At 70.7% G+C, this 1,421-nt stretch carries 1 protein-coding gene and 2 pseudogenes; all 3 read left to right on the top strand.

Annotation, left to right across the window (positions count from 1 at the left end):
- Positions 1-475: pseudogene (locus tag GRX66_RS19000) on the top strand (glutamate-1-semialdehyde 2,1-aminomutase); the annotation flags it as partial.
- Between the two features lie 403 nt (positions 476-878).
- On the top strand, positions 879-1,109 hold the full coding sequence (locus tag GRX66_RS20230) for a hypothetical protein (RefSeq protein WP_233745710.1): 231 nt from the start codon (positions 879-881) through the stop codon (positions 1,107-1,109).
- Positions 1,110-1,180: 71 nt separating this feature from the next.
- Positions 1,181-1,421, top strand: a pseudogene (locus tag GRX66_RS18990) (hypothetical protein); the annotation flags it as partial.

Below are 1,421 nucleotides of genomic sequence, written 5' to 3'. Positions count from 1 at the left end.
CGGCGACGTCTTCCAGGCGGGCACCTTCTCCGGGCACCCCGTGACGATGGCTGCGGGCCTCGAAACCCTCGAGTACGCCGCCGAGAACGACGTCTACGAGCACGTGAACGACCTCGGGCGACAGCTCAGGGGGGGCCTGCAGGCCGTCGTCGCCGACCAGGCGCCCGAGTACACGGTCGTCGGCACGGACAGCCTGTTCAAGGTCGTGTTCACGCGCGGCGGCGACGCCCAGTCCGGCGCGTGCACGGACGGCTGCAGCCAGGACCCGAGCTGTGACCGCTTCGAGTCCTGCCCGAAGACCGGCGGCGACGTCGGCCGCGGCGCTGTCGACCGCTGGAACCGCGTGTTCCGCCCGCAGATGCTCGACCGGGGCGTCCTGCTCTCCCAGAACCAGTACGAATCCCAGTTCGTCTCCTACGCCCACACCGAGGAGGACGTCGAACGCACCCTCGACGCCTACCGAGAGGCGCTCTGAACGCGGACATACAGCCGCTTCGGAGGCTGAACGCGGCAGCACTGGCTACAGCCACCCTCTAACTTTTTCAGGGCGAGCGGCGAACCCATCCGTATGCCCGATTCGCCCTCCGACTCTGACCCCGACGAGACGGGCGTAGACTCGGACGCAGGCCAGTCCGAGGCCGCGCCAGTCACCGGGACCAGACCCCCAGTCGCGGGCGGACACTCCCTGGCGGACGCCGAGCGGCCGCACCCGACTCCAAGTGGTGGTACTGGGTGGCGGCGCTGCCGGTGTACTTCGTCGTCGCGACGGTGGTGGGATTCGTCGTCAGCATCGCCGCGTTCCTGGTCGCCGTGACCGGCGCGAGCGCGATGGAGCCAGGGGTTGGCGCGCGGCGAGCATCGGACTCGGCGTCGCGGGCGTGGTCGTCGTCGTGCTGTTGCTGGTCGGCGTCGGCATGCTCCTGACGCTGCTGTTCCCGGTGGCCATCTACCTGGACGCGGACGCGGTCGCGGCCACGGCGGGCGACTGGGAACCCGACCCCGTCCTGTACGGCCTCCTGGGGCTGGCCGGCATCGTCGCCCAGCCGCTGCAGGCGCCGCTGGCGGTCTACTACCTCTACCGGCGCCACCAGTCCGAGGGCGTGCCGTGACGGTCGCCCGCGAATAGTAGCCGGATGCGGCCTCCGTGACGTACAAGCGGCCGCGCCACCAACCACTTGCCATGAGTAACGTCCGCGTCGGGTCGCGGTGGTGGTACTGGGTCGCCGCCGTCCCGCTGGTCACCGCGTTCTGGGTGGCGAGTTCGCTGTGGGTCGCCGTCGTCGCCGTCGTCGTTCCGGAAGCCGTCGTCGCCGACGTCGAAAGCCTCGTCTCGATTCCCGCCGTGGCGCTCGGCGTGCCCGCGCTCGTCGTGTTCGCCGTGCTGCCGCTTGCGCTGTGGCGGGACGCCCGCGACTCGTGCG

The organism is Halobacterium bonnevillei (assembly GCF_009831555.1).
Lineage (GTDB): Archaea > Halobacteriota > Halobacteria > Halobacteriales > Halobacteriaceae > Halobacterium > Halobacterium bonnevillei.
This window is presented reverse-complemented; position numbering and strand designations above follow the sequence as displayed.